The organism is Enterobacter sp. DC1 (assembly GCF_000568075.1).
In the GTDB taxonomy this organism is placed as follows: Bacteria; Pseudomonadota; Gammaproteobacteria; order Enterobacterales; family Enterobacteriaceae; genus Enterobacter; species Enterobacter asburiae.
The window spans coordinates 539422-564313 of record NZ_AZUA01000003.1; the positions used below are offsets into that span (position 1 = coordinate 539422).

Here is a 24892-nt window from a genome sequence, read left to right on the forward strand (position 1 = left end):
TCGTTCCTTAGGTTGCGAAATGATAATTTCGCAAGTCTATAGCTTTCACAACGAAATTATCCATGTTTCAGATTAAGCGCTAATGATAGTGCATTCTGACAGAGTGGATCATGGGGAAAGATCACATCAGGCCGTAATTCCTGCAGCGAAATGCCGTTGATTGCCTGGATTTTCACCGGACGGGCGAAGACGGTCATGCCGCGCATGATCAGGGAATCGCACACCTGGTCGTGCTCGTCCAGCGCAACGGCGACGACCACGCGCGGTTTGAAGCGTCCGCCGGAACGCCCGACCCCGACGCGACCTTTCTGGCACAAGGCATCAAACGCGCGGTTAAACTGGTGGATCTGCCAGCCGCCAAACGCCATCTGGCACAGCCAGGCGAGGGCGGCGACGGTGATGAGTGCGGTTACCATATCGACTCCTTTAATTGCCGGGTGGCGGCTGCGCCTTACCCGGCCTACGGTTTGAAGGTTTTTGTAGGCCCGGTAAGCGGTAGCGCCACCGGGCAATACCGTTCGATCAGAACATGACCTGCCCACCGGTGACGTTAATCGATTGCCCGGTGCAGTACGAGGCTTTCGGGCTGGCGTAAAACAGCAGCATGTTCAGCACGTCCTGGTAATCGCACCCGCGCTTCAGCGGCACTTTATCGATGTAGTACTGCTCCACTTCCTCAGCCTTGATGCCGAGCTTGGTGGCATACTGCGGCAGCAGGGACTGGAACATCGGCGATTTCAGCAGGTTGCCCAGCATCAGCGAGTGCACGGTAATGCCGTACTCTGCCAGATCCAGCGCCAGAGACTGCGTCAGCCCCACGCCGCCAAACTTCGCCGCGCTGTAGCCGGAGTTATGCTTGCTGCCCACTTTCCCTGATTTAGAGTTGATCTGAATGATGCGCCCCTGAATGCCGTCGCGGATCATCAGACGGGAAAACTCGCGGGCGCAGAGGAAATAGCCCACCAGATTCACCTGCAGCGAACGGTCAAAATCCCCCAGTTCGAAATCGCTGATAAAGGCCGCTTTCGCAATCCCCGCGCTGTAGACCAGCAGGTCGGTACGCCCAAAAATCTCGTCCACGCCGCGGGCCAGCGCCATTACGCTCTGCTCGCTGGTGGCGTCGGCACCAAACCCGTACGCCATCCCTTCGCCAAACTCGGTGTTAATGGTGTCCGCTACCCGGGCGGCTTTTTCACTCTGAATGTCCACTACCGCCACGCGGTAGCCCTCTGCGGCAAGCCCACGGCAGAGGAACTCGCCTAAGGTTTGTCCTCCACCAATGACAACGGCAACCTGACTCATGTGTTTCTCCTTAATTACGCAACAAATTTTAACGTGCAGCCTGGGGTGACAGCCTGCGGAACCGGGCCCGCCACGTGAACCGTGCCGGGATACTCGGCCTGCGGCTGGCCGTCGAAACGCAGGGTGATGTGCCCCAGCTCTCGCAGGTTTTGCTCGGCCACGTCGCCGACGGCGGTGACGGCATAGCGCGCCTCGCCCAGCTCAAGCCGGCTTCCTGCTTTCAGCTCGCCCTTCAGCTCGCCGTGGCAGTGGATAAAGCAAAACTCTTCGATATCCGCCGGGGCACCTTCGCGGAAGGTGATCAGCATCTGGTCGCTCAGCGCGTCGGCCGCGCTCTGGCCGATGCGGGTAATGGTGGTCTGGTAAATCACGGTCATCGCAGGAACCTCTTATTGATAAATAAAGCCGGAGACAAACCAGGCAATCAGCACCGTCGGCGCGCCCGTCAGGAAGCGGCTCACCAGCACTGACGGCACGCCCACGCGCACGGTGTCCTGGCGCGCTTCCGCCAGCGACAGCCCAACGGGGATGAAGTCACACGCCGCCTGGGCGTTAATGGCAAACAGGGCGGGCAGGGCGAGGTGCGGGGGAATGTTCCCCAGACCAATCTGCACGCCAATCAGCACGCCGATGACCTGGGCAATCACCGCACCCGGGCCGAGGAACGGCGACAGCAGCGGGAAGGAGCAGATCAGCGCCAGCGTAACCAGCCCGAGCGGGTGGCTCGCGAGCGGGGCGAGGCCGTGGGCAATCCAGTCGCCCAGACCGGACGCCATGATGATGCCGATCAGCGCCGAGACGAACGCCATAAACGGCAGGATGGTTTTCAGCACCGTGTCGATGGTGTCTCGCCCGGACTGGAACAGCACCGCCACGGCGGAACCCATGCCCATCCCGACCTTCGCCAGCAGGCCGTCGCTCTGCTCGGTGATTTTCTTGCTGGTGTCGTACTCGCGCGGGGCCGCTTTTTGCGGCGCGGCAGTGCCATTCACCAGCGTGATGTTGTCCTCCTTTACGCCTGAGACATAAATGTCCTCAAGGATGTACTGCGCCAGCGGGCCGGATTTTCCGGTGGAGTGAATATTCACCGTTGGGATGCGGCGCTTCGGATAGATACCGCAGCGCAGCGTGCCGCCGCAGTCGATTACCGCCACGCCTATTTCCGCTTCCGGCGGCTCGCCTTCCTTGAAGCCGTCGACCGCTTCCCAGCCGGTCAGCTCGCGCAGCCGGTCGACGATCGCCGGGCGCGTCCCTGCGGTGATGTAGACGATCTTTTTGCCTTCGGTGGCGTCGAACTCCAGCGGGCCGCCCCAGCCGCCCGTGCCTTTCTCAATGCGGATCCGGTTCATGCTGTGGCTCCTGAAAGATGGACTTTCTGTTCAAGCTGGATGCCCATTTTTTTCTCAAAAATAGCGGTGGTGAGGTCGGTCACCCAGCCGCGGAAGAAGTTGGTGACCAGGCCGACCAGCAGATAGCTCACCGCCAGCGGGCCGAGCGGCAGGCCAAGGGTGGTGAGGCCGCTGGCGATCCCGAGATAAACAAACAGCTCGCCGGGGTTAATGTGCGGGAACAGGCCGTTCATCGAATGGCAGCTGTAGGAGGCGGCGGCGTAATAGCTCGGCTTGTACTTTTCCGGCATGAAGCGACCGAGGCTTAAGGTCATCGGGTTACAGAACACGAAGGTACCGATGAACGGCAGTACCAGGTAGCGGGACAGCGGATTCCCGGCACAGCGCTGGGCGAAGCGTTCAATGCGCTGCTGGCCGATAAAGTTGATCAGCGCGTTCATGATCACCAGCAGGCTGATCAGCAGGGGCAGGATCCCGGTCACCATGCCGGTGAACACTTCTCCGCCTTTCTGAAACAGCCCGATGAACCACTCGGCGCCGTGGGTGATGGTTTCTATCATTCTTCTCTCCTGTGGGGCTTTTTTGTTTTTGTCTGACTGGGCTAATAATAATCACTTTGAAAGGTTTTAAAGTGTTAATTGGATCTCACAGTGAAAGAAAAATGGATTATTTTGAAAGTTTATTGATGGGGTGAATGATTTTCGGTGGAAAAAAGCGCGGATTTGCGTGGGGGAGGTGCGTACCGCTTCCTTGAGGTGTTGCGGATGCTTTACCATACTGGGTTCTTATCGAACCCGTTAAATGGATGTCTCATGTTCAAGCGTCGTTATGCAGCGCTGTTGCCTGCGCTTATTCTGCTGTCTGCCTGTAGTAGCAAACCTAAGACCGAAGCCGTTCAGCAAACTGCGGGCGCGCCTTCCGGAGGATTCCTGCTGGAGCCGCAGCACAATATGATGCAGATGGGCGGCGACTTCGCGAATAACCCGGCGGCCGAGCAGTTCATCGATAAAATGGTGAGCAAACACGGCTTTGACAGACAGCAGCTGCACGAAATTTTGTCTCAGGCCAAGCGTCTGGACTACGTGCTGCGCCTGATGGACCGTCAGGCGCCGACGGCCCAGGTGCCGAGCGGGCCGAACGGCGCGTGGCTGCGCTATCGCAAACAGTTTATTACCCCGGACAACGTGCAAAACGGCGTGGTGTTCTGGAATCAGTATGAAGATGCGCTCAACCGCGCGTGGCAGGTGTACGGCGTACCGCCGGAAATCATCGTCGGGATTATTGGCGTGGAAACCCGCTGGGGCCGCGTGATGGGTAAAACCCGCATCCTGGACGCGCTGGCGACGCTCTCCTTTAACTACCCGCGCCGCGCGGAGTATTTCTCTTCCGAGCTGGAAACCTTCCTGCTGATGGCGCGCAGCGAGCAGGACGATCCGCTCGATCTGAAAGGGTCGTTTGCCGGCGCAATGGGCTACGGCCAGTTTATGCCGTCCTCCTATAAGCAGTACGCGGTCGACTTTAACGGCGATGGTCATATCAACCTGTGGGATCCGGTGGATGCCATCGGCAGCGTGGCGAACTACTTTAAAGCGCACGGCTGGACGCCGGGTGGGCAAGTTGCGGTGCAGGCAAACGGCGAGGCGTTTGGCCTGGAAAACGGCTTCAAAACCAAATACAGCGTTGCACAGCTTACGGCGGCAGGCTTAACGCCAACCCAGCCGCTGGGCAATGTTGATCAGGTAAGCCTGCTGCGTCTGGATGTCGGGACGGGCTATCAGTACTGGTACGGCATGCCGAACTTCTACACCATCACCCGCTATAACCATAGCACCCACTATGCAATGGCGGTGTGGCAGCTGGGGCTGGCGGTGTCTCAGGCGCGCGTTCCTGCGGCGTCGCCGTTTAGTCAGTAAGTCATCTTATTCCCCCTCTCCCTGTGGGAGAGGGCTGGGGTGAGGGCACCCGCGCGCACCTATTTCCCGCAGAAACATTTCGCCACACTCCCTTTTCAAACCCGCCATTTACATCTTATCCGCCTTTTATTATTGTTATGTTATAACATTTAATGTGGTGTCGACATGTCAACGTCCCTTTTTTCTCTGTCTGCTCTGGTTCGGCTTTTGCTGGCGCTGGTGCTGGTTGTCTTTATCGGGCTGGCCGTGCGCTGGGCGGTGGCACTGCCATGATCGTGATGAACGAACTGGTCGCGGGTTATGAACGCCAGCCCGTTACGCGACCCCTCTCGGGCACGATTGAGCGCGGAAGCATGACCGCCATTATCGGCGCTAACGGCTGCGGGAAATCCACGCTGCTGAAAACGCTGGCGGGGTTTCTTCCTCCCGTCAGCGGCGGCTTCCGCTGGCAGGGTAAGCGTCCGGTAATCGGCTGGCTGGCACAGCGTCACGCGCTGGAGGCGCAGTTTCCGCTGACCGTACAGGACGTGGTAAGCATGGGCTGCTGGCCGGGCATGTCGCTTTTTTCCGGGTTTCGTCGCGAAACGCGGCTGCGCATTGCCAGCGCGCTTGAGCGCGTTGGGCTTGAGTCCATGGCGTTATCCACCATCGATGAACTCTCCGGCGGTCAGTTTCAGCGCATGCTCTTTGCCCGCGTCCTGGTGCAGCAGGCGCCGCTGGTGATGCTGGATGAACCCTTTACCGGGGTCGATGAAGCTACCTGCAGCGTGCTGATGGATTTGATGCTGGAGATGTATATGCAGGGGCAAACGCTGCTCGCGGTACTGCACGACAGCGAGCGCGTGTCGCGCCATTTCCCGCAGACGCTGCGGCTGGATGCTGACGTTCCCCAGTGGAAAACCGAGCGGGTGAGGGTGGCATGATCTGGCATCTCTTTTTTCAGCCGTTTATTGAGTACGGCTTTATGCGTCGCGCGCTGGTGGTTTGCCTGGCGCTTTCCGTCAGCACTACCGCGCTCGGCGTGTTTCTTCAGCTGCGTCGGATGAGCCTGATGGGCGACGCCCTTTCTCACGCCATTTTGCCGGGTGTCGCCGTGGGGTATTTGCTCAGCGGGATGTCGCTGCTGGCGATGAGTATTGGCGGTTTTATCGCGGGAATTACCGTGGCGCTGCTGGCCGGTCTGGTCAGTCGACGCACGCCGCTGAAAGAAGATGCCAGCTTTGCCGGGTTTTATCTTGGCTCGCTGGCGCTGGGGGTCACGCTGGTGTCGCTGCGCGGGTCGAATGTCGATCTGCTGCATCTGCTGTTTGGCTCCATCCTTGCCGTGGACAACGACGCCGCGCTGTTTGTCACGGGCGTTTGTATGTTCACCCTTATTACGCTGGCGCTGTTTTATCGCGGGCTGGTTACAGAAGCGTTTGATACCGCCTGGCTCCAGGTGAACGCTCGCTGGCTGCCTGGCCTGCTGCACGGACTGTTTCTGGCGCTGCTGGTGCTTAACCTGGTGGCCGGTTTTCAGGTGCTCGGCACGCTGATGGCCGTCGGGCTGATGATGCTTCCGGCCGTGGCGGCACGCTGCTGGGTGCGCACGTTACCAGCCTTACTCCTGATGGCGGGTATCAGCGGTATCTTCTGCGCATGGCTGGGGCTGAGTCTCTCCTGGGCGATGAGCCTACCGGCCGGGCCATCCATCGTGCTCACCGCCAGCGCGCTGTTCTTTATTTCCATTTTACTGGGTACGCGAAGCAGGCTCGCTGGCAGCCTGCGCGCGCTTTTTTAACGCAAGGGGAAACGATGAAACGTACAGGATTTGTAGTGGCGCTCGCGCTGGGGATGATGTCGCACGGCGTGATGGCGAAAACGCTGAATGTGGTCACCAGCTTTTCGATACTGGGGGATATCACGCGGGAGGTAGGCGGTGACCATGTGAACGTGACGACGCTGGTCGGTCCGGATGGCGATCCGCATACCTTTGAACCGTCGCCGAAAGACAGCGCGGCCCTGAGTAAGGCTGATGTGGTGGTGGTAAACGGCCTGGGGCTGGAAGGCTGGCTTGACCGTCTGGTAAAAGCCTCCGGATTCAAGGGGCAGCTGGTGGTGGCTTCAGCCGGGGTGAAAACCCACACCCTGGAAGAGGACGGCAAAACCGTCACCGATCCGCACGCGTGGAACAGCGCGGCGAACGGTGCGCTCTATGCACAAAATATTCTGAACGGGCTGGTGAAAGCCGATCCGGATGACAAAGCCGCGCTGGAAGCCTCTGGCAAAACGTATATCGCGCAGCTTAGCCAGCTGGATAACTGGGCCAAAACGCGCTTTAGCCAGATCCCGCCGGCGAAGCGTAAAGTGCTGACCAGCCATGACGCGTTCGGCTATTTCAGCCGCGCCTACGGCGTGACGTTTATGGCGCCGCAGGGGCTGTCGTCTGAGAGCGAAGCCAGCGCGGCACAGGTCGCCGGGATTATCAATCAGATTAAAGCCGACGGCGTGAAAACCTGGTTCATGGAAAATCAGCTCGATCCGCGTCTGGTTAAGCAGATTGCGTCGGCGACGGGCGCACAGCCCGGGGGTGAGCTTTACCCCGAAGCGCTGTCGGCAAAAGGTGGGGTGGCTGACACCTACGTTAAGGCGTTTCGCCATAATGTGAACACCCTCGCTGAGAGCATGAAATAATCTTTCCACCGCCGGTGCGTCCGTACCGGCTTTTTTCTGAAGCCCCCTCGTAAAACCTGAAGTGCATCCCCACATCTGATGAGAAAGTGCTATCTTGTGCAGCACGTTTTTCTGATGCCTGGAGCGAGAATGACTGACCATGAATTGATGCAGCTTAGCGAGATCGTTGGCCTTGCGCTGAAGCAGCGTGGCGCGACAATCACCACTGCGGAATCCTGCACCGGCGGCTGGGTGGCGAAAGCGATTACCGATATTGCCGGCAGTTCCGCCTGGTTTGAACGCGGTTTTGTGACCTACAGTAACGAAGCTAAAGCACAGATGATTGGCGTGCGTGAATCCACGCTTGAACAGCATGGCGCGGTCAGCGAACCGGTGGTGATCGAGATGGCCATTGGCGCGCTCAAAGAGGCGCGCGCAGATTACGCGATTTCCATTAGCGGCATTGCGGGGCCGGACGGCGGCAGCGACGTGAAGCCTGTCGGCACCGTCTGGTTTGGGTTCGCCACCTCCAAAGGGGAAGGGATCACCCGCCGGGAGTGCTTCAGCGGCGATCGCGAAAGCGTGCGTCGTCAGGCAACCGTTTATGCGTTAAAAACGCTCTGGCAACAATTTCTACAAAACACTTGATACTGTATGACCATACAGTATAATTGCACCAACAGAACAGAAATCCACGGTGAAGCACAGTCGCTTCTCCCGGCATGACAGGAGTAATAATGGCTATCGACGAAAACAAACAGAAAGCGTTGGCGGCAGCACTGGGCCAGATCGAAAAGCAATTCGGTAAAGGCTCCATCATGCGCCTGGGTGAAGACCGTTCCATGGATGTGGAAACCATCTCCACCGGTTCGCTTTCTCTGGATATCGCGCTGGGCGCTGGCGGTCTGCCTATGGGCCGTATCGTAGAAATCTACGGGCCAGAATCCTCCGGTAAAACCACCCTGACGCTGCAGGTGATTGCCGCGGCACAGCGCGAAGGTAAAACCTGTGCGTTTATCGATGCCGAGCACGCGCTGGACCCTGTTTATGCCCGCAAGCTGGGCGTGGATATCGACAACCTGCTGTGTTCTCAGCCGGACACCGGTGAGCAGGCGCTGGAAATTTGTGACGCGCTGGCGCGTTCTGGTGCCGTTGACGTTATCGTGGTCGACTCCGTTGCCGCACTGACGCCAAAAGCCGAAATCGAAGGTGAAATCGGTGACTCTCACATGGGCCTCGCGGCACGTATGATGAGCCAGGCGATGCGTAAGCTGGCGGGTAACCTGAAGCAGTCCAACACGCTGCTGATCTTCATCAACCAGATCCGTATGAAAATTGGTGTGATGTTCGGTAACCCGGAAACCACTACCGGTGGTAACGCACTGAAATTCTACGCCTCTGTCCGTCTGGATATCCGCCGTATCGGCGCGGTGAAAGAGGGCGAGAACGTGGTCGGTAGCGAAACCCGCGTGAAGGTTGTGAAGAACAAAATCGCCGCGCCGTTCAAACAGGCTGAATTCCAGATCCTCTACGGCGAAGGGATCAACTTCCTCGGCGAGCTGGTTGACCTGGGCGTGAAAGAGAAGCTGATTGAAAAAGCGGGCGCCTGGTACAGCTACAACGGTGACAAGATTGGTCAGGGTAAAGCGAATGCGATTTCCTGGCTGAAAGAGAACCCGGCTGCGGCGAAAGAGATTGAGAAGAAGGTACGTGAGCTTCTGCTGAACAACCAGGACTCCAAACCTGATTTCGTGGTGGATGCCGCGGATGCTGAAGAAACTAACGAAGACTTTTAATTCTTTCGTTTAAAAATGAAGGGCTGCTGATGCGGCCCTTTTTGCATTTCTGAGTCAGCAGGTTTTTTATGAGTGAACCGACAACACGTCGACCGGCGTATGCACGCTTACTGGACCGCGCGGTGCGCATTCTGGCCGTTCGTGACCACAGTGAACAGGAGCTGCGGCGAAAACTGTCGGCTCCGGTGATGAGTAAAAACGGGCCGGAAGAAATTGATGCCACGGCGGAAGATTATGACCGCGTGATTGCCTGGTGCTATGAGCATCGTTATCTCGATGACGAGCGCTTTGCCTCACGGTTTCTCGCCAGCCGCGGCCGTAAAGGATATGGGCCCGCGCGCATCCGGCAGGAGCTGAACCAGAAAGGTGTGGCCCGGGAATCCATCGAAAAAGCGATGCGCGAATGCGATATTGACTGGTGCGAGCTGGCCAGAGAACAGGCGATACGTAAATACGGCGAACCGCTGCCGCGTGAATTTTCAGAAAAAGTCAAAATCCAGCGCTTTTTGCTCTACCGCGGCTTTCTGATGGAAGATATTCAGGATATCTGGCGTAATTTTGCCGATTGAACGCATGCGGGATTTTACTTCCCACTAAAGAAAACTTATCTTATTCCCACTTTTTCCAGTAGCTGGTCTGTCCAACGGTTTACCTATACAGGCTGGCTACGACATTTCGTTAGCTTGATTTCAGGATAATTATGAGCAAGAGCACCGCTGAGATCCGTCAGGCGTTTCTCGATTTTTTCCATAGTAAGGGACACCAGGTTGTTGCCAGCAGCTCCCTGGTACCGAACAACGATCCGACTCTGCTGTTTACCAACGCCGGGATGAACCAGTTCAAGGATGTGTTCCTTGGTCTCGACAAGCGTAATTATTCCCGCGCCACAACCTCACAGCGTTGCGTGCGTGCGGGCGGTAAACACAACGACCTGGAAAACGTCGGTTACACCGCGCGTCACCATACGTTCTTCGAAATGCTGGGTAACTTCAGCTTCGGCGACTACTTCAAACACGATGCCATTCAATATGCGTGGGAACTGCTGACCGGTGAAAACTGGTTCAACCTGCCGAAAGAGCGTCTGTGGGTTACCGTCTATGAAACCGATGACGAAGCCTACGAAATCTGGGAAAAAGAAGTCGGGATCCCGCGCGAGCGTATTATTCGCATCGGTGATAACAAAGGCGCGCCATACGCGTCTGATAACTTCTGGCAGATGGGTGATACCGGCCCTTGTGGTCCGTGCACCGAGATCTTCTACGATCACGGCGACCACATCTGGGGTGGCCCTCCAGGCAGCCCGGAAGAAGACGGCGATCGCTACATTGAGATCTGGAATATCGTGTTCATGCAGTTCAACCGTCAGGCCGACGGTACGATGGAGCCGCTGCCGAAGCCTTCCGTCGATACCGGTATGGGTCTGGAGCGTATTGCCGCGGTTCTGCAGCACGTTAACTCCAACTACGAAATTGACCTGTTCAGCACCCTGATCAAAGCCGTTGCGAGCGTTACCGGCGCGACTGACCTGAACAACAAATCGCTGCGCGTTATCGCGGACCACATTCGTTCCTGTGCGTTCCTGATTGCCGACGGCGTTATCCCGTCGAATGAAAACCGTGGCTACGTGCTGCGTCGTATCATTCGTCGTGCCATCCGTCACGGCAACATGCTGGGCGCGAAGGACACCTTCTTCTATAAACTCGTTGGGCCACTGATTGGCGTGATGGGTGCTGCCGGTGATGAGCTGAAACGCCAGCAGGCGCAGGTAGAGCAGGTTCTGAAAACCGAAGAAGAGCAGTTTGCGCGTACACTGGAGCGCGGTCTGGCGCTGCTGGACGAAGAGCTGGCGAATCTCAAGGGCGACACGCTGGATGGCGAAACCGCTTTCCGCCTGTACGACACCTACGGCTTCCCGGTTGACCTGACGGCGGACGTTTGTCGCGAGCGCAACATCAAAGTTGACGAAGCGGGCTTCGAAGCCGCGATGGAAGAGCAGCGTCGTCGCGCGCGTGAATCCAGCGGTTTCGGTGCAGACTACAACGCGATGATCCGCGTTGATAGCGCGTCTGAATTCAAAGGTTATGACGCACTGGAACTGACCGGCAAAGTGACCGCCCTGTTTGTTGACGGTAAAGCCGTGGACAGCATTAGCGCGGGTCAGGATGCGGTTGTCATTCTGGACAAAACGCCGTTCTATGCGGAATCCGGCGGTCAGGTTGGTGATAAAGGCGAACTGAAAGGCAACGGCTTCAGCTTCAGCGTCAGCGACACCCAGAAATACGGTCAGGCGATTGGTCACCAGGGCAAACTGGTTTCCGGTTCTCTGAAAGTGGGCGAGGGCGTACAGGCTAACGTGGATGAAGCTCGCCGCGCGCGCATTCGTCTGAACCACTCTGCAACCCACCTGATGCACGCTGCCCTGCGCGACGTACTCGGTACCCACGTTGCACAGAAAGGTTCTCTGGTTAACGATAAAGTGCTGCGCTTCGACTTCTCGCATTTTGAAGCGATGAAACCGTCTGAAATCCGCGCGGTGGAAGATCTGGTGAACGCGCAGATCCGTCGTAACTTGCCAATCGAGACCCACATCATGGAACTCGAGGACGCGAAGAAAAAAGGTGCGATGGCGCTGTTTGGTGAGAAATATGACGACCGCGTTCGCGTGCTGAGCATGGGCGACTTCTCTACCGAGCTGTGCGGCGGTACGCATGCATCGCGCACCGGTGACATCGGCCTGTTCCGCATTGTTTCCGAGTCGGGTACGGCGGCAGGCGTGCGTCGTATTGAAGCGGTGACCGGTGAAGGTGCGATTGCCAGCCTGCATGCGCAGAGCGATCAGCTGCACGACATCGCGCAGCTGCTGAAAGGCGATAGCCAGAACCTGGGCGAGAAAGTGCGCGTTGCGCTGGATCGCACGCGCCAGCTGGAAAAAGAGCTGCAGCAGCTGAAAGAGCAGGCTGCGGCGCAGGAGAGTGCAAACCTCTCCAGCAAGGCTGTAGACATTAAGGGCGTCAAACTGCTGGTCAGCGATCTGGCGGGCGTTGAGCCTAAGATGCTGCGTACTATGGTCGACGATCTCAAGAACCAGCTTGGTTCTACCGTTATCGTGCTGGCGACAGTGGCAGAAGGTAAGGTTTCTCTGATTGCGGGCGTCTCTAAGGATGTGACCGACCGCGTAAAAGCAGGGGAACTGATTGGTATGGTCGCTCAGCAGGTGGGCGGCAAGGGTGGCGGTCGTCCGGACATGGCGCAAGCCGGTGGTACGGATGCGGCGGCACTTCCTGCGGCATTGGCCAGCGTTGAAAGCTGGGTAAGCGCGAAACTGTAATAACTACAAAGCACAAGCAGACGCCATAGCGGTAACGTTATGGCGTCTTGTTCACTGTGCTATCGATAACGATAAAGTCAGGTTGAGTTTGTGTATATCGGCTAAACTTACGTTTAACAGAATGTGATGCCGTGACTGCTTACACTTTACGTGTTTGTCATCGCTTACTTTTTGGCGTTATATGATGGATAATGCCGGGATACAAGAGACCCGACTCTTTTAATCTTTCAAGGAGCAAAGAATGCTGATTCTGACTCGTCGAGTTGGTGAGACCCTCATGATTGGGGATGAGGTCACCGTGACAGTTTTAGGGGTAAAGGGTAACCAGGTACGTATTGGTGTTAACGCTCCTAAAGAAGTATCTGTCCACCGTGAAGAGATCTACCAGCGTATCCAGGCTGAAAAATCCCAGCAGTCCAGTTACTGATATTGTCGCGTCTCGCTGTCGGGCGAGACGCAACCCTCCTGTCATTTTTCCTGCTCAACGTTACCGTTTAATTTCAAACGCTCTCTTTTTAACCACTCTGTTACCCTAAACTCGTCCCTGAGCCGCTATTTCTGCAAAGGTTTTCTGTGAAGATGCCTGCAAAATCCGCTTATAAAACACCCTCTTTGCGGCTTTTACATGCGAATTGCGTGTGATTTGTGCAAACGATAAAAGCTTTTGGAAAATTGTTTGACTTATAAGTCCCAGAAAGTAATATATGCGCCACGCAGCGACGAGAAGCTCTTAACGAGTAACTCGAAGCACTCGAAAGAGGCGTTGTGTGGTGAGGTGGCCGAGAGGCTGAAGGCGCTCCCCTGCTAAGGGAGTATGCGGTCAAAAGCTGCATCCGGGGTTCGAATCCCCGCCTCACCGCCATTATGCATCCGTAGCTCAGCTGGATAGAGTACTCGGCTACGAACCGAGCGGTCGGAGGTTCGAATCCTCCCGGATGCACCATCTATTACTTCATATTGCTTTAGAAGTGATATGAATATCGAGCAGTACAGTAGTAAATCCCGATGCATCCGTAGCTCAGCTGGATAGAGTACTCGGCTACGAACCGAGCGGTCGGAGGTTCGAATCCTCCCGGATGCACCATTTACTATTTCTGAAAGCAGTACCCTGATGCATCCGTAGCTCAGCTGGATAGAGTACTCGGCTACGAACCGAGCGGTCGGAGGTTCGAATCCTCCCGGATGCACCATATTCTCCGAGATAATAGCCACGCTGTTGTTTCAAGGTCTGCGAGTTAATCGCGAGCACCAGGGAGGATAACGTTGCTTCAGCAACGGCCCGCAGGGCGAGGCGCAGCCGAGTAATCCTCCCGGATGCACCATTATTATTTCTGAAAGTAGTTCCCTGATGCATCCGTAGCTCAGCTGGATAGAGTACTCGGCTACGAACCGAGCGGTCGGAGGTTCGAATCCTCCCGGATGCACCATATTCTCCAGGATAACAGCGATGCTGTTGTTTTAAGGTCTGCGAGTTAATCGCAAGCACCAGGGAGGATAACGTTGCTTTAGCAACGGCCCGCAGGGCGAGGCGTAAGCCGAGTAATCCTTCCGGATGCACCATCTTCTCCTTCTTTGTTTATTCCTTCGACGTTCCGTCAGCAATCACACTCTCAATCAGCGACAAAAATCACCATTTACGATAAAGTAATGCTTTGTTAATCGTTTAGCGAGAGCACGATGTACGCACAGTATGACGGTTTGATCTTCGATATGGACGGCACTCTCCTGGATACCGAACCCACGCATCGTCAAGCCTGGACTGACGTCCTGTGCCGCTACGGTATGCGTTTCGATCTTCAGGCGATGATTGCCCTCAACGGATCCCCCACCTGGCGTATTGCACAGGCCGTGATTGAACTGAATCAGGCCGATCTCGACCCGCATCTGCTCGCGCGCGAAAAAACCGATGCGGTAAAAGCCATGCTTTTAGATACCGTACGCCCTCTGCCACTGATTGATGTGGTAAAAGAGTGGCACGGTCGCCGCCCGATGTCGGTCGGAACAGGCAGTGAAAGCTCGATTGCAGAAGCTTTGCTCAATCATCTTGGCCTGCGCCACTATTTTTCTGCCGTGGTCGCCGCCGATCATGTTAAACATCACAAGCCCGCACCGGACACCTTCCTGCTTTGCGCTGAGTTAATGGGCGTCCCGGCGGCAAAATGTGTCGTGTTTGAAGATGCCGATTTTGGTATCCAGGCCGCGCGTGATGCCGGAATGGATGCGGTGGATGTGCGCTTACTGTGAGTGACGCGCTGTCACTTGCCTCATTATTCGCCAGCAGTTTTTTAAGCGCCACGCTGTTACCGGGAAATTCGGAAGTGGTGCTGGTGGCGATGCTGTTGTCCGGCGTGAGTCAGCCCTGGCTGCTTGTATTAATAGCAACAATGGGTAATAGCCTTGGAGGGCTGACTAACGTTATTCTTGGGCGTTTCTTTCCGCTGCGCGAAAAATCGCGCTGGCAGGAAAAGGCAGTCGGCTGGCTAAAACGCTATGGCGCTGCCACGCTGTTATTAAGCTGGATGCCTGTAATAGGCGATTTACTGTGTCTGCTGGCGGGATGGATGCGCATCTCCTGGGGACCGGTGCTCTTTTTTTTGTGCCTTGGCAAGGCGTTGCGCTATGTTCTCGTGGCGTGGGCAACACTACAGGGTATGACGTGGTGGCACTAATTGGTGGAATGAATACGCGACCTTCAATCGTCAACCATTACAATTATGCTGAGTAACATTACTTTGACAGGCGGGAGGTCAATTTGATCCCGGACGTATCTCAGGCGCTGGCCTGGCTGGAAAACCACCCTCAGGCATTGAAGGGTATTCAGCGTGGTCTTGAGCGTGAAACGCTGCGCGTTAACGCGGACGGTAGCTTAGCGACGACGGGTCACCCGAAGGCGTTAGGCTCGGCGCTGACACATAAATGGATCACAACCGATTTCGCTGAAGCACTGCTGGAGTTCATCACGCCAGTAGAGGGTGATATTGATCATATGCTGACGATCATGCGCGATATCCATCGCTACACCGCGCGCAACATGGGCGACGAACGTATGTGGCCCCTCAGCATGCCGTGCTATATCGAGCAGGGCCAGGAGATTGAGCTGGCGCAGTATGGCACGTCAAATATCGGTCGGCTGAAAACGCTCTATCGCGAAGGGTTGAAAAACCGCTACGGCGCGTTGATGCAGACGATCTCGGGCGTGCATTACAACTTCTCGCTGCCAATGGCTTTCTGGCAGGCGAAATGCGGTGAAACGGATAAAGACGCGATTTCTGAAGGCTATTTCCGCCTGATCCGCAACTATTACCGTTTCGGCTGGGTGATCCCGTATTTGTTTGGTGCCTCCCCGGCGATCTGTTCTTCGTTCCTGCAGGGGAAACCGACCACGCTGCCGTTCGAGAAGACCGAGTGCGGAATGTACTATCTCCCGTACGCGACCTCTCTGCGCCTGAGCGATCTCGGTTATACCAATAAATCGCAAAGCAATCTCGGTATTACGTTTAACGAATTGCACGAATATGTGGCAGGATTGAAGCGGGCGATCAAAACCCCGTCGGAAGAGTACGAGAAAATCGGCCTCGAAAAAGACGGCAAGCGCCTGCAAATCAACAGCAATGTGCTGCAGATTGAAAACGAGCTGTATGCGCCTATTCGTCCTAAGCGCGTAACGCGCAGCGGTGAAACCCCGTCGGATGCGCTTCAGCGCGGCGGGATTGAATACATTGAAGTACGCTCGCTGGATATCAACCCGTTCTCACCGATTGGCGTTGATGAACAGCAGATTCGCTTCCTGGATCTGTTTATGGTCTGGTGCGTGCTGGCGGATGCGCCGGAAATGAGTTCAGACGAACTGCTCTGCACCCGCACGAACTGGAATCGCGTGATTCTGGAAGGGCGTAAACCGGGTCTGACGCTGGGTATCGGCTGCGAAACGGCACAGTTCCCACTGACCAAAGTCGGCAAAGATCTGTTCCGCGATCTGAAGCGTGTTGCCCGCACAATGGACAGCATCGACGGCGGCGACGCGTATCAACAGATCTGCGACCAGCTGGTGGAATGTTTTGATAATCCGGAACTGACGTTCTCAGCGCGTATTCTGCGTTCTATGATCGATCAGGGCATTGGCGGCACGGGGCGTTCACTCTCAGCGGAATACCGTGAGATGCTGATGCAGGAGCCGTTAGAAGTGCTGAGCGAAGCGGATTTTGTAGCGGAACGCGATGCGTCCGTTGTGCGTCAGAAAGAGGTTGAAGCGGCGGATACCGAGTCGTTTGAGGCGTTTCTGGCGAAGCAGGCTTAAGCAGAAAAGAAAAAGGCCACATCGCTGTGGCCAAAATATACATCTCTGAATTCAGGGATGATGATAACAAATGCGCGTCTTTCATATACTCAGACGTGCATTCTGTAGAAGAGTTCAGTTTATTTTAAAAAAAATCACTATCGGAGGTGACGTATGCCGTTATTAGATAGCTTTACTGTCGACCATACCCGTATGGAAGCACCTGCAGTACGCGTGGCAAAGACCATGCACACCCCGCACGGCGACACGATCACCGTCTTCGATCTGCGTTTCTGCGTGCCAAATAAAGAAGTGATGCCAGAGAAAGGCATTCACACTCTGGAGCACCTGTTCGCCGGTTTCATGCGCGACCATCTGAACGGCAACGGCGTTGAGATCATCGATATCTCTCCGATGGGCTGCCGTACCGGTTTCTACATGAGTCTGATTGGTGTGCCTGAAGAGAAACGCGTCGCAGATGCGTGGAAAGCGGCGATGGAAGACGTGCTGAAGGTGAAAGAGCAGAACCAGATCCCTGAGCTGAACGTTTACCAGTGCGGTACTTACCAGATGCACTCTCTGGAAGAAGCGCAGGAAATCGCGCGTCACATCATCGAGCGTGATGTTCGCGTGAACAGCAACGAAGAGCTGGCCCTGCCAAAAGAAAAACTGCAGGAACTGCACATCTAGTGCACCTTTTCCCTCTCCCTCAGGGAGAGGGTAGGGTGAGGGTTGTTTAACCCCATGACCACAACCGCAACCTTCTCCTTTACCCATCGCCCCCTCGTTCCGTTCGCCCATGATTATGTTCATGGCGACAGCGAACCGTGGCATGAGCACGACTGCGCGCAGCTGTTGCACACCCTGAGCGGCGTGGTACGGGTCGATACGGCATCGGGCTGTTGGGTAGTTCCTCCCGGTCGCGGCGTCTGGCTGCCGGCGGGGACACAGCACTCGCTTCGCATCACCGGCAACGTGGCGGCGCGAACGCTGTTCATCGATCCGCTGGCGCGGGCCGATCTCCCTGCCACCTGTCAGATCGTGCAGATCGCGCCGCTGCTGCGCGAGCTGATCCTCGTCTCTCTTGCTTTACCTGAATCGTACTCACCCGGAAGCCGGGATGAACGCGTCTATGAGCTCATTCTCGATGAAATCCGCACTATGCCGGTGCTGCCGTTTCATCTGCCGGAGCCGGAAAGCGAGGCGTTACGTCACCTGTGTCTGCAAATCCGGCAAAACGCGGGGGAAAGCTGGAGCAGCGCGCAGGCCGCGAGCATGACGAACATGAGCGAGCGCACCCTGAACCGCCATTTTCAGCAGCAGACGGGATTAAGCTACGGCGAGTGGTTGAGAAGGGCGCGCCTGCTGGAAGCCTTAGTGCGGCTGGCGCAGGGCCAGCCGGTATTGCGCGTGGCGCTGGATCTGGGTTACGGCAGCCACAGCGCCTTTACGGCGATGTTCCGCCGGGTGATGGGCGTCTCCCCCAGCGATTACTTTAAGAACGACTGACGGCGTTTAAGAGCGCCTGAAGCGACGCGCGCGCCACGTCGCTGTCGATGCCCACGCCCCAGCGGCTGCTCCCGTCCTGGAACAGGCAGCGGATGTAGGCCACCGAGCGGCTGTCGCTGCGTTCGCCTAACGTATGCTCGTGATAATCCTTAATCACGAACGGGGCGCTGACCCAGCGGCTTAAGCTGTGAGCGGCGGCGGAGAGCAGACCGTTACCCTGACCTTCCAGCTGACGCGTTCCCCCCTGCGTAACGATGCTTGCCGTCAAACGCAGCTTGCCGTCCTGCTGGCTGTCGCTGCGGTAGGATTGCAGCGCAAACTGCGGCGTGGCTACCAGGCCGTAGCGGGTGCGGAACAGCTGCCACAGCGCATTTTGCGTCATCTCTTTTCCGTGGCGATCGGTTTCCTGCTGCACGTGCTGGCTGAAATCCTGCTGCAGGGCGCGGGGTAATTTCAGGCCATGATTCTGTTCGATGAGCCATGCGCTGCCGCTTTTCCCTGACTGGCTGTTCACGCGAATCACCGCTTCGTAGGTGCAGCCGATATCCTGCGGATCGACGGGCAGATAGGGCATCTCCCAGCGATCGCCAGGCCTGCGGGCATCAAAGCCTTTTTTGATCGCGTCCTGGTGCGAGCCGGAGAAGGCGGTATAGGCCAGCCGACCCGCCCACGGATGGCGCGGATGCACCGGCAGCTGGTTGCAGGCTTCCACCACTTCCACCACCCGGTTCATATCGCTAAAGTCCAGATTCGGGCTGACGCCCTGGCTGTAGAGGTTCATCGCCAGCGTCACCAGGCAGACGTTGCCCGTGCGCTCGCCGTTACCAAACAGACAGCCCTCCACGCGATCTGCCCCCGCCATCACGGCCAGCTCGGCGCTGGCGACGCCGGTACCGCGGTCGTTATGCGGATGTACGCTGATGCAGACATCCCGGCGGCGGCTGAAGTGGCGGCAGAAATACTCGATCTGGTCGGCATAGACGTTCGGCGTGCTCACTTCGACGGTTGCGGGTAAGTTGATCACCATGGGCCGTTCGTCGCACGGCTGCCAGATCTCCGCTACGGCTTCACAAATCTCCAGCGCAAATTCCGGTTCGGTAAAGCAGAAGGTTTCCGGGGAATACTCATACTGCCAGCGGGTGTCCGGGTTCTCTTCACACAGCTGACGAATAAGCCGCGTGGATCGCGTCGCCAGCTCAACGACTTGCGCTTTCTCCATGCCGAAAACCAGGCGACGGAACAGCGGGGCGGTGGCGTTATACAGATGGACGGTGGCCTGTTTCGCACCGCGCAGGGATTCAAAAGTGCGATGAATGAGATCTTCCCGCGCCTGGGTTAATACCTGAATCGTGACGTCATCCGGGATGCGGTTTTCTTCAATCAGCTGACGAACAAAGTTGAAATCCGTCTGCGAGGCGGATGGGAAAGCCACCTCAATTTCTTTGAATCCGCAGCCCAGCAGCAGGTCCCAGAACTGCAGCTTGCGGGTGCAGTCCATCGGCTCGGCAAGGGCCTGGTTGCCGTCGCGCAGGTCGGTTGAGAGCCAGCGCGGCGCGCGGGTGATGCGTTGCTCCGGCCAGCGGCGGTCGGACAGGGAAAGGGTCGGATAGGGTTGGTACTTGTCGGCGGGGGTGTTCAGCATGATGCGCTCCTGTTGTCTTTTCACTATCGTGAATTGATTTCAGGCGCGCTGCTTTATCGAAACTGACAATGGCTATCGCGTTCTGGACAACCGGGGCGGTTGCCCGGTGGCGCTACGCTTACCGGGCCTACGGATGATGGCCCGGTTATCGTAGGCCGGGTAAGGCGTAGCCGCCACCCGGCATCCAGCGCACAGGACTAGTGCGCGCCGCCGCCGCCGCTACCGGCGCCAAACGGCGGTTTAGCAAACCACACCAGCCCCAGCAGGACGATAAAGATCCCTGCCGATATCCAGAAAATCTCGTTGGCGGAGATAATCAGACCCTGGTTGGTGATCTGCTGGGCAATCCAACCTGACGCCTGCTGCTCCGTCATGCCCATTCCCTGCAGCTGATTGTACATCTGCTGAGAGTTCGGGTTGAACGGGTTCACCGCTTCGGTCAGCTGCGCATGGTGCATCGATTCACGGTTCGTCCACAGGGTGGTGGTGATCGACGTACCAATCGAGCCCGCCAGCGTTCGCGTAAAGTTCGACAGGCTCGATGCCGCCGCCATGCGCTCAGGCGGTAAACCGGAAAGCGTGATGGTGGTCAGTGGCATAAAGAAACACGCCACGGCAAAGCCCTGAATAAACTGCGGCCACGCGGAGGCGCCAAAGTCCATTCCCGGTTCGAACGTATACGCGCGCCAGTAGAAGCACACGGCATACATGATAAAGCTGAACGTCACCAGCCTGCGCATGTCGAGCTTGTGGGCGAAGCGGCCAATAATCGGCGACAGCAGAACCGGAATCAATCCAACCGGCGCCGAGGCTAAACCTGCCCAGGTTGCGGTGTAGCCGTATACCTCCTGCAGCAGCTGCGGCAGCAGTACAATCGCGCCGAAGTAGAGCATGTAGGCGAGGCTGATACACAGACAGCCTATGGTGAAGTTTCGCGACTTAAACAGCGACAGGTCGACTATCGGGTTATCGTCCGTCAGCTCCCAGACAATCAGGAAGCTCAGCGACACCACCGCGACAATCGTCAGGATGATGATTTCCCGGGAGTTGAACCAGTCCAGCTCTTTGCCCTGGTCGAGCATGACCTGCAGGCTACCGATGCCGACAACCAGCAGTGCCAGACCAATGGCGTCGATACGCCGCTGTTCCGTCCGGGTTTCTCTGCCGCGCAGCGACTGGAGCGTCAGCATTACCACGAGGGCGCCAATCGGTACGTTGATGAAGAAGATCCAGCCCCAGTGATAGTTGTCGCTGATATAGCCGCCTAGGATAGGCCCGCAAATCGGCGCGACAATCACGGTCATTGACCACAGCGCCAGCGCGATAGAGCGCTTGGCGGGCGGATAGTTGTTCAGCAGTAAACTCTGCGACAGCGGAATCAGCGGCCCGGCCACAATCCCCTGAATGACGCGGAAGAAAATCAGCATCGTCAGGCTGCTGGACATGCCGCACGCCCAGGAGGCAAGAACGAACAATACCGTCGACCAGAGGAACAGCTTCACTTCACCGACGCGCTTTGCCAGCCAGCCGGTAATCGGAATGGAGATGGCGTTTGCCACCCCAAACGAGGTAATGACCCAGGTCCCCTGGCTCAGCGACGAGCCAAGGTTACCGGCGATGGTCGGGATCGCCACGTTCGCGATGGTGGAGTCCAGCACCTGCATGAATGTCGCCAGCGACAGCGCGATGGTCATAATGACCAGCTGCGCGCCTTCCAGCGGTTTTTGCGGCTTTTGCTGTTGCATAACGCTCACCTTCGGATTAACCGGCGTTTGCCTTCACGATGTCATCGATCAGCTTGTTGACCGGATCGAGGCTAATTTCACGGGCGTTACTTTCATAAGCCGGGCTGCTGCGCACCTGGCTTGCCAGGATCTGACCGTCGCGGTTGGCGGTGTCGACCGTCACCAGCGTAGAGAGGCCGATACGCAGCGGGTGATCCGCCAGCTGTTTGGCATCCAGCTCAATACGCACGGGCAGACGCTGAACCACTTTGATCCAGTTACCGGTGGCGTTTTGCGCAGGCAACAGGGAGAAGGCGCTGCCGGTCCCCATGTCCAGACCGACCACTTTACCGGTGTACTTCACGTCATCGCCATAGATGTCGCTGACAACCGTCGCGGTTTGGCCGATACGCATATGGGCAAGCTGCGTCTCTTTAAAGTTGGCGTCTACCCACAGATTGTCTGCCGGCACGACCGCCATCAGCGGCGTGGTTGGGCTAATCTGTGCCCCTGGCTGGACGGAACGACGGGAGACATAGCCGGTCATCGGGCTGACGATTTTGGTACGCTGCAGGGCAAGCCACGCGTTGCGCACTTCGGTCGCCGCCTGCTGTACGGCAGGCTGGTTTTCCAGGCTGGTGCCCAGCACCATCGCCTGGTTGGCGTTGTACTGTTGAATGGCCACATCCAGCTGCGCCTGAGCGCTGGCAACGGCGTCGCGGGCGTGCTGCAGCTCTTCACGGCCAATCAGGTTGGCGGTGCCGAGCGGAACGCGGCGGTTCAGGTCGCTCTGCGCCTGCGCCAGCGCCGTTTTCTGCACGTCGATGTTGGCCTGCAGCTGTTTGCTGTTGATCATCAGCTGGCGGGTCTGACGGACGCTGGAGGCCAGCGCGGTCTGTGCTTTTTCAAACGCCTGCTGGGCGTCGGTTGGATCGAGGGTCACCAACACATCGCCTTTTTGCACAAAGTCGGTGTTGTCAGCCCAGACTTTCGTCACGCTGCCCGACACCTGCGCCATAATTTGTACCTGGTTCCCTGCCACGTACGCGTCGTCAGTCTCTTCAGCATGACGCAGTACTAAAAACCAATAGATCCCATATGCCACGGCAATAATGATAAAGAGCAAGGTCAACAGAAGAAGGGCGCTCTTACGTTTGCCTTTCTTGTTGCCCGGCTGCTGCGGGGTAGTGCTCTCCGCATTTGCGCTCATTGTAGTTCTCCACGATCTTCTTATTTTCACATCGGCTGAGCCGACCTGTTGTCAGAAAGGCCAGCAGTGTGACGTGCTGGCCTGTCGGTTTTCTTATGAATCTGGAATGGTGAGCGTGTCGTCGCCTTAGCGCAGCGCCTCAAGAACGGCGCCGTCTTCATCCATCTGGTCCAGACGGGTGAGCAGCTTGCGAGTGATGTGCTCAAGCTGGTCGCGCTCGGCGGTGCTGAGGGCAGACCAGAGTTTGTGCAGGCAATTGTGCTGAGGTGGCAGCACCTCACGCAGGAACTGGTGACCTTTATCGGTCAGTTGCAGATGCAGGCAGCGGCGATCGTTGTCGCTTTCACGGCGCTCAATCCAGCCGCGCTTTTCGAGTTCATCGGCAATACGGGTCGCATTGGTACGGGAGGAGCCCAGCGCGCAGCTCAGTTCGGAAGGCTGAATGCTGTGATTTTCCTGAGACTCCAGCGTAATCAACGCCATAAACAACGTCTCGTTAATCCCTTGAGCTTTCAGCATTTTATTACGGTTTTCCAGCAGCTTACCCTGCATGTGCATGCACAGGCGAGTCAGCAGGATTTCCTGATACGGGAAGTCCTCATGGCGACTGGCGCGGAATTTAAGCATTTGTTCAATGGGCGTAAACGAACTATCCATTTGGGCATAACCTCATTAATTACAGCCGATATAGTAACGATAGTGACAAATAATGTAAATGAATTATTTGTGCGGTTATATCCGCCAAACTTATGTCACCATCAGAAAGCGCCGGGTAAGTCCGTGACCCGGTGAGCACAGAAAGCGTTGGGTGTGAACCCGCTGAAGAGAGGATGTGAGGACGGGGGTCTGAACTATTCATGCCGATTGTAAATATGTCACCCACATTAAAATTTCTGGGATAAATGATTACGTTTACATTAACAGAGTGAAGGGCCTCTTAACACCCTAAGAGGCCAACTCAATGTAAATGTTAGTTAATTGCATCCTGACGGTGATAACCGCGCCACCATACTAGCAGGTTGAGGGTAGCGACGATGGCCCCGATCGCGCATACCCCCGACCAGCCTGCATGCTGCCACGCCGACGCTGAAATGAGTGAACCCGCCGCGCCGCCGATGAAGTAGCTGGTCATGTAACCGGCCGTCAGGCGGTTACGCGCCTCTGGCTTCACGCGATAGATGACGGTCTGATTGGTGATGTGAACGCCCTGAACGGTGAGATCGAGCACCAGGATACCGACGATCAGCGCCAGCACCGAGATGTGTCCGTACCAGATTGCCGCCCAGGAGAGCAGAAGTAAAACCAGCCCTGCGGAGGTGGTCAGGTGGGATTTGCCCTTGTCGGCCAGCCCGCCTGCGGGACGCGCGCCCAGTGCGCCTGCGGCGCCGGCAAGGCCGAACAGGCCAATCACCCCTTCGGAATAGTTGAACGGCGGCGCGGCCAGCAGAAACGCCATCGACGTCCAGAGAATGCTGAAGTTAGCGAAGGTGAAACAGCCCAGCAGAGCGCGGGTGCGCAGAAGCTTGTCCTGCGTAAACAGGCTGAAAACGGAGGCCAGCAGCTGAGGATAGTTCAGGTGATTTTCCTGCTTCACCTTTGGCAGCCCGCGCCACAGCGCCAGCGCCATGATGACCATCAGCACGCTCGCCACCCAGTATACGGTGCGCCAGCCGCCGAGGCTTGCCAGCAGCCCTGCAACGGTACGCGCCAGCAAAATCCCCAGCAGCAGGCCGCTCATGATGGTGCCCACCACCTTGCCGCGTTTTTCCGGGGAGGCGAGGGTCGCGGCGAGCGGAACCAGGATTTGCGCCACCACGGAGAACAGCCCCGTTAGCGCGGTACCGACGATCATCATCGTCAGCGACTGGCTGCTGGCGGTGATCAGCATCCCACCGGCGGCCAGCAGGGTCATGGAGACGATCAGCATGCGGCGTTCAAACATATCGCCGAGCGGCACCAGGAACAGCAGCCCGGCGGCATAGCCCAGCTGTGCAGCTGTGACGATAAAGCCTGCGGAGCTGGCGGAGAGATTGAACGCGCGGGCGATGGTGTCGAGAAGAGGCTGCGCGTAATAGTTGCTGGCGACCGCCAGACCCGTTGCCACGGACATTAAAAGGATGAGTGCGGGGCTAAGCCCTTGAGTTGTTTTTGTCATTAGTTTCAGGAATCGTTAGTTGAGTGATTATTTTTC

The 24892-nt window shown here is 57.0% G+C and carries 24 protein-coding genes and 5 tRNA genes; 19 read left to right on the forward strand and 10 right to left on the reverse strand.

Annotated features, from left to right (window positions below; translation table 11 throughout):
- Positions 1–56: 56 nt before the first annotated feature.
- The 5 genes from gutM to srlA form a co-directional block, all read right to left on the reverse strand.
- Positions 57–416 (reverse strand): transcriptional regulator GutM, encoded by a 360-nt coding sequence (gene gutM / locus P346_RS09125; protein WP_032660364.1) that lies wholly within the window; start codon positions 414–416, stop codon positions 57–59.
- 106 nt (positions 417–522) lie between these two features.
- Positions 523–1302, reverse strand: coding sequence for a sorbitol-6-phosphate dehydrogenase (gene srlD, locus P346_RS09120; RefSeq protein WP_023294411.1), 780 nt, complete (start codon positions 1300–1302; stop codon positions 523–525).
- Positions 1303–1316: 14 nt separating this feature from the next.
- Positions 1317–1679, reverse strand: coding sequence for a PTS glucitol/sorbitol transporter subunit IIA (gene srlB, locus P346_RS09115; RefSeq protein WP_032660367.1), 363 nt, complete (start codon positions 1677–1679; stop codon positions 1317–1319).
- Between the two features lie 12 nt (positions 1680–1691).
- Positions 1692–2651 (reverse strand): PTS glucitol/sorbitol transporter subunit IIB, encoded by a 960-nt coding sequence (srlE, locus tag P346_RS09110; protein ID WP_023308950.1) that lies wholly within the window; start codon positions 2649–2651, stop codon positions 1692–1694.
- Complete coding sequence (srlA, locus tag P346_RS09105) at positions 2648–3211, reverse strand: PTS glucitol/sorbitol transporter subunit IIC (RefSeq protein ID WP_023333189.1); 564 nt, start codon at positions 3209–3211, stop codon at positions 2648–2650. Before srlA ends, srlE begins: the two co-directional genes overlap by 4 nt.
- 252 nt (positions 3212–3463) lie before the next feature.
- Here srlA and mltB point away from each other — a divergent pair, with 252 nt between their 5' ends.
- The 19 genes from mltB (at position 3464) to P346_RS09010 (ending at position 18125) form a co-directional block, all read left to right on the forward strand.
- On the forward strand, positions 3464–4564 hold the full coding sequence (mltB, locus tag P346_RS09100) for a lytic murein transglycosylase B (RefSeq protein ID WP_173651697.1): 1101 nt from the start codon (positions 3464–3466) through the stop codon (positions 4562–4564).
- Positions 4565–4833: 269 nt separating this feature from the next.
- Positions 4834–5487, forward strand: a complete 654-nt coding sequence (locus P346_RS09095; RefSeq protein ID WP_032660370.1) for a metal ABC transporter ATP-binding protein — start codon at positions 4834–4836, stop codon at positions 5485–5487.
- Positions 5484–6344 carry a metal ABC transporter permease gene (locus tag P346_RS09090; protein ID WP_032660373.1) on the forward strand — a complete coding sequence of 287 codons (861 nt, stop codon included), beginning with the start codon at positions 5484–5486 and terminating at the stop codon, positions 6342–6344. Before P346_RS09095 ends, P346_RS09090 begins: the two co-directional genes overlap by 4 nt.
- A gap of 14 nt (positions 6345–6358) precedes the next feature.
- Entirely contained in the window at positions 6359–7237 is an 879-nt protein-coding gene (locus tag P346_RS09085) for a metal ABC transporter substrate-binding protein (RefSeq protein ID WP_032660375.1), read from the forward strand.
- Between the two features lie 129 nt (positions 7238–7366).
- Positions 7367–7864, forward strand: coding sequence for a nicotinamide-nucleotide amidase (pncC, locus tag P346_RS09080; RefSeq protein ID WP_023308944.1), 498 nt, complete (start codon positions 7367–7369; stop codon positions 7862–7864).
- A gap of 89 nt (positions 7865–7953) precedes the next feature.
- Complete coding sequence (recA, locus tag P346_RS09075) at positions 7954–9012, forward strand: recombinase RecA (RefSeq protein ID WP_023308943.1); 1059 nt, start codon at positions 7954–7956, stop codon at positions 9010–9012.
- Positions 9013–9080: 68 nt separating this feature from the next.
- Positions 9081–9581 carry a recombination regulator RecX gene (gene recX / locus P346_RS09070; protein WP_032660377.1) on the forward strand — a complete coding sequence of 167 codons (501 nt, stop codon included), beginning with the start codon at positions 9081–9083 and terminating at the stop codon, positions 9579–9581.
- A gap of 131 nt (positions 9582–9712) precedes the next feature.
- Entirely contained in the window at positions 9713–12340 is a 2628-nt protein-coding gene (gene alaS / locus P346_RS09065) for an alanine--tRNA ligase (protein WP_032660380.1), read from the forward strand.
- A 241-nt stretch (positions 12341–12581) separates the two neighbouring features.
- The gene (csrA, locus tag P346_RS09060; protein ID WP_000906486.1) at positions 12582–12767 is read left to right on the forward strand and encodes a carbon storage regulator CsrA; all 186 of its coding nucleotides are present in this window, start codon (positions 12582–12584) and stop codon (positions 12765–12767) included.
- Positions 12768–13109: 342 nt separating this feature from the next.
- A tRNA-Ser gene (locus P346_RS09055) sits at positions 13110–13202 on the forward strand.
- 4 nt (positions 13203–13206) lie between these two features.
- Positions 13207–13283 (forward strand) — tRNA-Arg (locus P346_RS09050).
- Between the two features lie 64 nt (positions 13284–13347).
- Positions 13348–13424 (forward strand) — tRNA-Arg (locus P346_RS09045).
- Between the two features lie 29 nt (positions 13425–13453).
- Positions 13454–13530, forward strand: a tRNA-Arg gene (locus P346_RS09040).
- 160 nt (positions 13531–13690) lie between these two features.
- Positions 13691–13767 (forward strand) — tRNA-Arg (locus P346_RS09035).
- A gap of 250 nt (positions 13768–14017) precedes the next feature.
- Complete coding sequence (gene yqaB / locus P346_RS09030; protein ID WP_032660381.1) at positions 14018–14584, forward strand: fructose-1-phosphate/6-phosphogluconate phosphatase; 567 nt, start codon at positions 14018–14020, stop codon at positions 14582–14584.
- Complete coding sequence (locus tag P346_RS09025) at positions 14581–15009, forward strand: YqaA family protein (protein WP_008499541.1); 429 nt, start codon at positions 14581–14583, stop codon at positions 15007–15009. Before yqaB ends, P346_RS09025 begins: the two co-directional genes overlap by 4 nt.
- Before the next feature lie 83 nt (positions 15010–15092).
- Positions 15093–16637, forward strand: coding sequence for a glutamate--cysteine ligase (gshA, locus tag P346_RS09020; protein WP_023333180.1), 1545 nt, complete (start codon positions 15093–15095; stop codon positions 16635–16637).
- A 153-nt stretch (positions 16638–16790) separates the two neighbouring features.
- On the forward strand, positions 16791–17306 hold the full coding sequence (luxS, locus tag P346_RS09015; RefSeq protein ID WP_032660384.1) for an S-ribosylhomocysteine lyase: 516 nt from the start codon (positions 16791–16793) through the stop codon (positions 17304–17306).
- Between the two features lie 54 nt (positions 17307–17360).
- Positions 17361–18125, forward strand: coding sequence for an AraC family transcriptional regulator (locus P346_RS09010; RefSeq protein ID WP_032660386.1), 765 nt, complete (start codon positions 17361–17363; stop codon positions 18123–18125).
- Here the strand turns inward: P346_RS09010 and leuA are convergent.
- From leuA to P346_RS08985, 5 genes are all read right to left on the reverse strand, one after another.
- Positions 18112–19767, reverse strand: a complete 1656-nt coding sequence (gene leuA, locus P346_RS09005) for a 2-isopropylmalate synthase (RefSeq protein ID WP_032660389.1) — start codon at positions 19765–19767, stop codon at positions 18112–18114. The genes P346_RS09010 and leuA overlap by 14 nt on opposite strands.
- Before the next feature lie 197 nt (positions 19768–19964).
- A complete protein-coding gene (emrB, locus tag P346_RS09000; protein ID WP_032660391.1) occupies positions 19965–21512 on the reverse strand; it encodes a multidrug efflux MFS transporter permease subunit EmrB in 1548 nt (515 codons plus the stop codon).
- Between the two features lie 16 nt (positions 21513–21528).
- Positions 21529–22701, reverse strand: coding sequence for a multidrug efflux MFS transporter periplasmic adaptor subunit EmrA (gene emrA, locus P346_RS08995; RefSeq protein WP_029742047.1), 1173 nt, complete (start codon positions 22699–22701; stop codon positions 21529–21531).
- Positions 22702–22827: 126 nt separating this feature from the next.
- Positions 22828–23358 carry a transcriptional repressor MprA gene (gene mprA, locus P346_RS08990; RefSeq protein WP_023308933.1) on the reverse strand — a complete coding sequence of 177 codons (531 nt, stop codon included), beginning with the start codon at positions 23356–23358 and terminating at the stop codon, positions 22828–22830.
- Positions 23359–23671: 313 nt separating this feature from the next.
- Positions 23672–24856, reverse strand: a complete 1185-nt coding sequence (locus tag P346_RS08985) for an MFS transporter (RefSeq protein WP_029742048.1) — start codon at positions 24854–24856, stop codon at positions 23672–23674.
- Positions 24857–24892: the final 36 nt, after the last annotated feature.

Excerpts from the sequence above, each read along its gene's own strand:
- srlA (WP_023333189.1), bottom strand. The coding sequence starts at position 3,211 with ATGATAGAAACCATCACCCACGGCGCCGAGTGGTTCATCGGGCTGTTT.
- srlB (WP_032660367.1), bottom strand. The coding sequence starts at position 1,679 with ATGACCGTGATTTACCAGACCACCATTACCCGCATCGGCCAGAGCGCG.
- emrB (WP_032660391.1), bottom strand. The coding sequence starts at position 21,512 with ATGCAACAGCAAAAGCCGCAAAAACCGCTGGAAGGCGCGCAGCTGGTC.
- luxS (WP_032660384.1), top strand. The coding sequence starts at position 16,791 with ATGCCGTTATTAGATAGCTTTACTGTCGACCATACCCGTATGGAAGCA.
- leuA (WP_032660389.1), bottom strand. The coding sequence starts at position 19,767 with ATGCTGAACACCCCCGCCGACAAGTACCAACCCTATCCGACCCTTTCC.
- mprA (WP_023308933.1), bottom strand. The coding sequence starts at position 23,358 with ATGGATAGTTCGTTTACGCCCATTGAACAAATGCTTAAATTCCGCGCC.
- recX (WP_032660377.1), top strand. The coding sequence starts at position 9,081 with ATGAGTGAACCGACAACACGTCGACCGGCGTATGCACGCTTACTGGAC.
- srlD (WP_023294411.1), bottom strand. The coding sequence starts at position 1,302 with ATGAGTCAGGTTGCCGTTGTCATTGGTGGAGGACAAACCTTAGGCGAG.
- P346_RS09090 (WP_032660373.1), top strand. The coding sequence starts at position 5,484 with ATGATCTGGCATCTCTTTTTTCAGCCGTTTATTGAGTACGGCTTTATG.
- recA (WP_023308943.1), top strand. The coding sequence starts at position 7,954 with ATGGCTATCGACGAAAACAAACAGAAAGCGTTGGCGGCAGCACTGGGC.
- P346_RS09010 (WP_032660386.1), top strand. The coding sequence starts at position 17,361 with ATGACCACAACCGCAACCTTCTCCTTTACCCATCGCCCCCTCGTTCCG.
- P346_RS08985 (WP_029742048.1), bottom strand. The coding sequence starts at position 24,856 with ATGACAAAAACAACTCAAGGGCTTAGCCCCGCACTCATCCTTTTAATG.
- emrA (WP_029742047.1), bottom strand. The coding sequence starts at position 22,701 with ATGAGCGCAAATGCGGAGAGCACTACCCCGCAGCAGCCGGGCAACAAG.
- yqaB (WP_032660381.1), top strand. The coding sequence starts at position 14,018 with ATGTACGCACAGTATGACGGTTTGATCTTCGATATGGACGGCACTCTC.
- P346_RS09085 (WP_032660375.1), top strand. The coding sequence starts at position 6,359 with ATGAAACGTACAGGATTTGTAGTGGCGCTCGCGCTGGGGATGATGTCG.
- srlE (WP_023308950.1), bottom strand. The coding sequence starts at position 2,651 with ATGAACCGGATCCGCATTGAGAAAGGCACGGGCGGCTGGGGCGGCCCG.
- csrA (WP_000906486.1), top strand. The coding sequence starts at position 12,582 with ATGCTGATTCTGACTCGTCGAGTTGGTGAGACCCTCATGATTGGGGAT.
- pncC (WP_023308944.1), top strand. The coding sequence starts at position 7,367 with ATGACTGACCATGAATTGATGCAGCTTAGCGAGATCGTTGGCCTTGCG.
- alaS (WP_032660380.1), top strand. The coding sequence starts at position 9,713 with ATGAGCAAGAGCACCGCTGAGATCCGTCAGGCGTTTCTCGATTTTTTC.
- gutM (WP_032660364.1), bottom strand. The coding sequence starts at position 416 with ATGGTAACCGCACTCATCACCGTCGCCGCCCTCGCCTGGCTGTGCCAG.
- mltB (WP_173651697.1), top strand. The coding sequence starts at position 3,464 with ATGTTCAAGCGTCGTTATGCAGCGCTGTTGCCTGCGCTTATTCTGCTG.
- P346_RS09095 (WP_032660370.1), top strand. The coding sequence starts at position 4,834 with ATGATCGTGATGAACGAACTGGTCGCGGGTTATGAACGCCAGCCCGTT.